At 65.1% G+C, this 7,854-nt stretch carries 3 protein-coding genes; 2 read left to right on the top strand and 1 reads right to left on the bottom strand.

What is annotated here, in order from left to right:
• Positions 1-184 precede the first annotated feature (184 nt).
• Positions 185-733, top strand: coding sequence for a hypothetical protein (locus AVMA1855_RS21970; protein WP_284427313.1), 549 nt, complete (start codon positions 185-187; stop codon positions 731-733).
• Between the two features lie 5 nt (positions 734-738).
• Complete coding sequence (locus AVMA1855_RS21965) at positions 739-1,725, top strand: hypothetical protein (RefSeq protein WP_284427312.1); 987 nt, start codon at positions 739-741, stop codon at positions 1,723-1,725.
• A 182-nt stretch (positions 1,726-1,907) separates the two neighbouring features.
• Here the strand turns inward: AVMA1855_RS21965 and uvrA are convergent, their stop codons facing one another.
• Positions 1,908-7,757: an excinuclease ABC subunit UvrA gene (gene uvrA, locus AVMA1855_RS21960; protein ID WP_284427311.1), complete on the bottom strand. Its 5,850-nt coding sequence runs from the start codon at positions 7,755-7,757 to the stop codon at positions 1,908-1,910.
• Positions 7,758-7,854 lie beyond the last annotated feature (97 nt).

Below are 7,854 nucleotides of genomic sequence, written 5' to 3'. Positions count from 1 at the left end.
GGCCTGCAAGGCCCCTCATGCACCCAGGCGCAGACCGCTGCTGGGCCTCATCACGCTCAAACGGCTGCTGGCGCCCACTCATTCCTGTTCGGATTCGTCAAACATGGGGTTGTGAGAGGCTCCCAATAACAATAATTCCACCCTTCAGAAAGTTGATCTAATCAACTTCAGATAAGGGAGGAAAATGAAAATCAAGTATCTGCTTTATCCGTCCATTGCTTTTTTCGGGTTGGCACATTCACCTGTTGGACTAACGAATGAGCCGGCTCTGCCAGATGTGACCGTGGTAGCCAGTCCAGATCCATTCACCGGCTTTTATAACAGCCCAGGCTATTATGGAACTGTCGTTTTAGGAGACAGCATCGACATCATGGCTCAGATGTCCGCCATTGAAAGCGGGACGAGTGTATGCCTCGCAAGGGTGAGTTCAGGCGCTAAAAGCACGACAAAAAACTCGGATGTGACAAATCGCTGGCTGGCGGCCCAAGAGGTATTCAATGACATGACAAATCTTGGAACGCTGGATGCCTACCGAGATTTCGCCAGGGATTTTAAAATCTCGATGAATGGGGTCACATACAATGGCTTTACTGTTTCGTATGCAGATGGCAGCAGAGAAACCTGGGCGATCAATCCAGGCTACAAATACTCTTCCATCAAGTTGATAGACACTCCATTTCCTGACTCCATCAACATCAACAAACCGACCCACCGCAAATGCAATCAAGGATGATGAGCATGCAAAAAAATAGAAAAAGGCTCGCAGTAATTTCAGCCATCGGTATCGCTGCAGTGGTCGGCGTTTTAATGGTGAGCAAGCCGACCCCAAAAACCGCACGCCCTCCCACTGAAAATGTGATACAGAACACTGGCGGTTCGCATTTGAACGTTGCTCCGAGCCTTGACGGAGCAAAACAAAACCCGGACGAAGCTTCATCAAAAAAAACGGCCTTATCCGCTCCAATTTTGGACCGCTACAACGGATCCAAAGATCTCCGCGAGTTCGTCCTGTACGCGTTGCAACACCCCGAGCGCGGTGGCACTTATTACGCAGCGCAAGCGCTGTCCCAATGCAAAAGTATCGTCGCAGGAAAATACTTTAAACAAGTACAAACGCCCTACAGCATCGGAAAGAACGATGAAAAATATGGCGCCATTTCCAAAGCAACCGATATTTTGCGGGCCCGATGCAGCAACTTCATCGCGGATGAATTGTCTGATAGCAGAATTTCTGAAGTCAAATCCAACGGCCTGCGGGACAAAGACCCCTTGCTGCTCGCAGAAAAAGCTTTTCTAGAAAAAACCACCGGCCTCAGCAACAGCAATGAGGAGCAAAAGCAAAATCGAAAAGCCGCATTGACCCAACTGCTGGCAACCCAAGATCCGATGGTGATCGAAGATATCGGGCCACGCATCGCGCTGCAAGCCGATCCCGATACAGGCATGCGTGGATACAAATTCAATGGCCATTTCTACCCACTCACCTCCGATACCGATGTGGGTCTTGCCATCTACCTGCTGCCTTGTGGTTTGGGTTTGAATTGTGATTCAACCGAATTCGACGTAGTCAACCGGTGCGCATCCGGTGTCGAATGCTCCGACAGCAGGATGGATTACGTCAAAAATATGCTGCGAGAAAAGCCCGGCGCTTACGAAAAGGTCATGCAGGTTTATGAGGACATGATCAACGCGATTGCACGGGAGAGCGTTTCGTCATTTCTTTGAAATGGATCGGTTGCGTCTGGGAAACCAAGCGATTTCGAGTTTTTCCATCGTCACTCCCGTCCATGAAAAAACGGCAGCGGACTCGCCATCCGCAGGCTGCCTTCAAGACAAGGATTCGCCAGGTCGGACCACGAAGTTGCTGCGCCAGCGACGGGGTTACCGGAACCCCGCCGCTCCTTTTGCTACCCCCGCGCCAGCACCGGCCCCAGGGCCTTGCCCGTGTGCGTGCCCAGCCGCACCACCTCTTCCGGTGCGGCCGCCGCGACGATGCGGCCCCCTTCCCGGCCGCCTTCCGGCCCCAGGTCGAGGATCCAGTCGGCCTCGGCGATCACGTCGAGGTCGTGCTCGATGACGACCACGCTGTGCCCGCCGTCCACCAGCCGGTGCAGCACCTGGATGAGCTTGTGCACGTCGGCCATGTGCAGGCCCACCGTGGGCTCGTCCAGCACGTAGAGCGTGTGCGGCGCCTTCTGGCCGCGGCGGCCGACCTCGTCGCGCACCTTGGTCAGCTCGGTCACCAGCTTGATGCGCTGCGCCTCGCCGCCCGACAGCGTGGGGCTGGGCTGGCCCAGCGTGAGGTAGCCCAGGCCCACGTCCTTGAGCAGTTGCAGGGGGTGCGCGATGCTGGGCATGCTGGCGAAGAACTCCACGGCCTCGTCCACTTCCATCTGCAGCACGTCGCCGATGCTCTTGCCGCGCCAGGTGACGGCCAGCGTCTCGGGGTTGAAGCGCGCGCCGTGGCAGGTCTCGCAGGGCACCTTCACGTCGGGCAGGAAGCTCATGGCGATGGTGCGGATGCCCTGCCCTTCGCAGCTGGGGCAGCGGCCTTCGCCGGTGTTGAAACTGAACCGCCCGGCCGCATAGCCGCGCGCCTTGGCCTCCAGCGTTTCGGCGAACAGCTTGCGGATGGTGTCCCAGAAGCCAATGTACGTGGCGGGGCAGCTGCGGGGCGTCTTGCCGATGGGGGTCTGGTCCACCTCCAGCACGCGGTCCACGGTCTCGAAGCCCGACAGGCCGGTGCAGCCCACGAGCGGCGGCGCCTTGCCGGCGTCCATCGCATCGCGCCCGGCCTTGGTGGAGCGCTGCTGCACCCAGGCCTGCACGTTGGCCAATAGCACGTCGCGCGCCAGGGTCGATTTGCCCGAGCCGCTCACGCCGGTCACGGCCACCAGGCGGTTCAGCGGCACGCTGGCCGTCACGCGCTGCAGGTTGTGCAGGTGCGCGCCGCGCACGGTCAGCCAGTGCTCCGGCTGGGCGGTTTCGGCCTCTTTTTGGCCGGATGCCCTAGTACTTTCTGCCTTGTTAGCTATCAAAATAGTAGCATCCGAGCGGGCAATGTGCACGGGCGGCACCACCGGGCGACGGGCTTTGAGCGGGTGCCGCATGGCATGCAGCAGGTAGCGGCCGGTCTGCGAATCCTCGGCGGCCTGCACGTCGGCCACGCTGCCCTGCGCCACCAAGCGCCCGCCGCGCTTGCCGGCGCTCGGGCCGATGTCGATGATGTGGTCGGCGCGGCGGATGGTGTCCTCGTCGTGCTCCACCACCACCAGCGTGTTGCCCTTGTCGCCCAGCTTGTGCAGCGCGTTCAGCAGGATCTGGTTGTCGCGCGCGTGCAGGCCGATGGTGGGCTCGTCCAGCACGTAGCACACGCCCTGCAGGTTGCTGCCCAGTTGCGCCGCCAAGCGGATGCGCTGCGCCTCGCCGCCCGAGAGCGTGGGCGCGCCCCGGTCCAGCGTGAGGTAGCCCAGGCCCACTTCTTCCAGGAATTCGAGCCGGCTCTGGATCTCGGGGATCAGGTCGCGCGCGATGTCGGCCTCGCGCTGGCTCAAGGCCGCGCCCTGCTGCAGCGCCTCGATCCACTGGCGGATGTCGGTGACCGACAGCGCGGCGATGTCGGCGATGCCCACGCCCGCACGGCCGGCGGCCGCGTTCTCGCCGAAGCGCACGGCGCGGGCCGTGGCGTTCAGCCGCGTGCCCTGGCAGGTGGGGCAGGCCACGTCGGCCACGTCCTCGGCTTCGGGCTCGGCGAAGGTCTGCTCGCGGCCCTTTTCCTTGTCGTCCTGCACCGAGTCGTCGAACACCTTGCGCTGCTCGCGGGTGAGCTTGACACCCGTGCCCACGCAGTCCGGGCACCAGCCGTGCTTGCTGTTGTAAGAGAACAGGCGCGGGTCCAGCTCGGCATAGCTGGTCGCGCACACGGGGCAGGCGCGCTTGGTGGAGAACGCCTGCAGCGCCCCGATGTGCGCGGTGGCGGTGCCGGCCACCATGGCGTCCTTCAGGCCATCGAGCTGGCTCAGCACGTGGACCACGCCCTTGCCCAGTTCCAGCGCGCGCGCCAGCGACGAGCGCAGCAGCCCCTCGTTCTCGGGCGACACATCCAGGCTGGCCACGGGCAGCTCGATGGTGTGCTCCTTGAAGCGATCGATGCGCGGAAAGCCCGTGGTGGGCAGGAAGTGCCCGTCCACGCGCAGGTGGGTGTAGCCGCGCGGTCGCGCCCAGTCGGCCAGCTCGGTGTAGACGCCCTTGCGGTTCATCACCAGCGGCGCCAGCAGGCCGATGTGCTGGCCCTTGAAGTGGCGCAGCAGCTGCGCGGCGATGCTGTCGGGCGTCTGCGGCTGCACGGCGGCGCCGTCGTGGATGCAGTGCTGCACGCCCAGCTTGACGTACAGCAGGCGCAGGAAATGCCACACCTCGGTGGTCGTGCCGACCGTGCTCTTGCGCCCGCCGCGCGACAGGCGCTGCTCGATCGCCACCGTGGGCGGAATGCCGTACACCGCATCCACCTCGGGCCGGCCCGCTGGCTGCACGATGGAGCGCGCATAGGCGTTGAGCGATTCGAGGTAGCGGCGCTGCCCTTCGTTGAACAAAATGTCGAACGCCAGCGTCGACTTGCCCGAGCCCGACACACCGGTGATCACGTTGAACTGGCCGCGCGGAATGTCCACGCTCAGGTTCTTGAGGTTGTGCTCCTTGGCGTTGACGATTTCGATGGCGTTTTTGGCCGCCGGCGCATGTTCCGCTAGGGCACGTTGCTTCTCTTTTCGTAGCACCGCCGCCTTCTCGTGCACCGAGTGCCCGCCCGCGCCCAGGGCCTGCTCGTACTCGCGCAGCGCGGCGCCCGTGTGCGAGGTGGGGTGCTGGCGCACGTCCTCGGGCGTGCCCTCGGCCACCAGCAGGCCGCCGCCGTCGCCGCCCTCGGGGCCGAGGTCAATGAGCCAGTCGCCGGCACGGATCACGTCCAGGTTGTGCTCGATGACCACCAGCGAATGCCCGGCGTCCAGCAGCTTGCGCAGCGCCCGCATGAGCTTGGCGATGTCGTCGAAATGCAAGCCCGTGGTGGGCTCGTCGAACAGGAACAGCGTGCCCTTGCGCGCCAGCGGCTGGCGCGATTTGCTTTCCACGCGCGCCGCTTCCGCGAGGAAGCCCGCCAGCTTCAGGCGCTGGGCCTCGCCGCCCGACAGCGTGGGCACGGGCTGGCCCAGCTTCACGTATTCCAGCCCCACGTCCACGATGGGTTGCAGCGCGCGGATCACGTCGCGGTCGGCAGCGAACAGGGCGGCCGCCTCGCTCACCGTGAGGTCGAGCACGTCGGCCACGTTGAAGGAGCGGCCACCGCGCTCGATGGTCACCTCCAGGATCTCCGGCCGGTAGCGCTTGCCGTCGCAGTCGGGGCAGCGCAGGTACACATCCGACAGGAACTGCATCTCCACATGCTCGAACCCCGAGCCGCCGCAGGTCGGGCAGCGCCCGTCGCCCGAATTGAAGCTGAACTTGGCCGCGGTGTAGCTGCGCTGGCGCGACAGCGGCGCCACGGCGAACAGCTCGCGGATCGCGTCCCACGCGCCCACGTAGCTCACCGGGTTGGAGCGCGCGGTCTTGCCGATGGGCGACTGGTCCACGAACACGACCTCGCCCAGGTGGTCCGCGCCCAGCAGGCGGTCGTGCGCGCCGGGCGTCTCCGTCGCCTTGCCGAAGTGGCGCAGCAGCGCGGGGGCCAGCACGTCCTGGATCAGGCTCGACTTGCCCGAGCCGCTCACGCCGGTCACGGTGACCAGGCGCTGCAGCGGGAACTCCACCGACACGTTCTGCAGGTTGTGCTCGCGCGCGCCTTCCAGGATCAGGCGCGGCGTGGCCTCGGTCACGCGGCGCTGGTAGCCCATGCCGATCTGCTTGGTGCCGGCCAGGTACTGGCCGGTGAGCGTGTCGGCGCGGCGCAGCTCGCCCGTGGTGCCGTCGAACACGATGGAGCCGCCGCGCTCGCCGGGGCCGGGGCCCATGTCGATCACGCGGTCGGCCGCCAGCATGACGGCCGGATCGTGCTCCACCACCACCAGCGTATTGCCCGCATCGCGCAGGCGCAGCATGGCCTCGGTGATGCGGTGCATGTCGCGCGGGTGCAGGCCGATGCTGGGCTCGTCCAGCACGAACAGCGTGTTCACCAGCGAGGTGCCCAGCGCCGTGGTCAGGTTGATGCGCTGCACCTCGCCGCCGCTGAGCGTGCGGCTTTGCCGGTCCAGCGTGAGGTAGCCGATGCCCACGTCGCACAGGTATTTGAGGCGCGTGGTGATCTCTTCATGCAGCAGCTTGAGCGCCTGCGCGTCGCCACCCGCGGCGGCATCGCCCTCGGGCAGTTCCATGCGGTCGAAGAAGCGCCGCAGCCGGTCGATGGGCAGCAGCATCAGGTCGTGCAGGCACAGGCCGGGCAGCGCTTCGAGCTGCGCGCGGCTCCACTGCACGCCCTGGGGCATGAAGCGGCGGGCCGGGTCGATCGCGATGTCGGCGTCCTCCTTGCTGCCCACGCGCCACAGCAGGCTCTCGGTCTTCAAACGCGCGCCGCCGCAGGTGGGGCACGGCGTATAGCTGCGGTACTTGGACAGCAGCACGCGGATGTGCATCTTGTAGGCCTTGCTCTCCAGGTATTCGAAGAAGCGCTTGATGCCGTACCACTGCTTGTTCCACTGCCCATCCTTGTAGCCGGGCGCGCCGCCGATGACCCATTGCTTCTGGTCGTCGGTGAGCTTGTACCAGGGCGTGTCGCGCGGGATGCCGGCGGTTTCGGCGTGCCGCATGAGATCGTCCTGCGCCTCCTTCCACGCCGGCGTCTGGATGGTCTTGATCGCGCCCGCGCGCAGCGTGAGCTTCTCGTTGGGGATCACGAGCCCGTAGTCCACGCCGATCACGCGGCCGAAGCCGCGGCAGGTGTCGCACGCGCCCACGGCGGAGTTGAACGAGAACATCGACGGGATCGGCTCGCTGTAGCGCAGGTCGCTGTCGGGGCAGTGCAGCCCGGTGGAAAACCGCCACAGCTCCGGCTCGCCGTCGTCCACCAGCCGGTACACGTTCAGCCGCCCGGTGCCGCGCTTGATCGCCACCTCGATGGCCTCCACCACCCGCGCCTTTTCGGCGTTGCCCAGGCGGAACCGGTCGGCCACCACGTCGAGCAGCTTGCGGGGCCCGGTGGGCGTCGCGACCTCGCGCTCGGCCTGGACCTTGGTGAAACCGCTGGCGGACAGCCACTGCTCGACCTGCTCGGGCGAGGTGTTGGCGGGCAGCTCGACGGGGAAGGTCAGCACCACGCGCGGGTCGCCGGCCTCGGCGCAGCGGCGCTGCAGCTCGGCGTAGATGGTCTCGGGCGAATCGTGGCGCACCGGCTGCGCGGTCTGCCGGTCGAACAGCTGGCCGGCGCGGGCGAAGAGCAGCTTCAGGTGGTCGTTCAGCTCGGTCATCGTGCCGACCGTGGAGCGGCTGGAGCGCACCGGGTTGGTCTGGTCGATGGCTATGGCGGGCGGCACGCCCTCCACCTTGTCCACGGCCGGCTTGTCCATGCGGTCGAGGAACTGGCGCGCATAGGCGCTGAAGGTTTCCACGTAGCGGCGCTGGCCCTCGGCGTAGAGGGTGTCGAACACCAGGCTGGATTTGCCCGAACCGCTGGGGCCCGTCACCACCGTCAACTCACCCGTGCGGATGTCCAGATCGAGGTTTTTGAGGTTGTGCTGGCGTGCACCGTGGATGCGGATCAATCCCTGGGTCATCGGGGGTCTTTCGGGTAGGGGAGGCGGAGCATTCTAGGGACGGCTTCCGCGCGCGGAAGGTAGGGCGTTTTCCCATATCGGGGCGAGGCCGCCGTTG

The sequence above is a fragment of the Acidovorax sp. SUPP1855 genome, assembly GCF_030158955.1.
Lineage (GTDB): Bacteria > Pseudomonadota > Gammaproteobacteria > Burkholderiales > Burkholderiaceae_C > Paracidovorax.
Note: the sequence above shows the minus strand (reverse complement) of the source record. Positions and strands in the feature narration are given on the sequence as shown.

Bases quoted from the DNA above. Each gene is read 5' to 3' on its own strand.
- AVMA1855_RS21970 (WP_284427313.1), top strand. From the start codon at position 185: ATGAAAATCAAGTATCTGCTTTATCCGTCCATTGCTTTTTTCGGGTTG.
- AVMA1855_RS21965 (WP_284427312.1), top strand. From the start codon at position 739: ATGCAAAAAAATAGAAAAAGGCTCGCAGTAATTTCAGCCATCGGTATC.
- uvrA (WP_284427311.1), bottom strand. From the start codon at position 7,757: ATGACCCAGGGATTGATCCGCATCCACGGTGCACGCCAGCACAACCTC.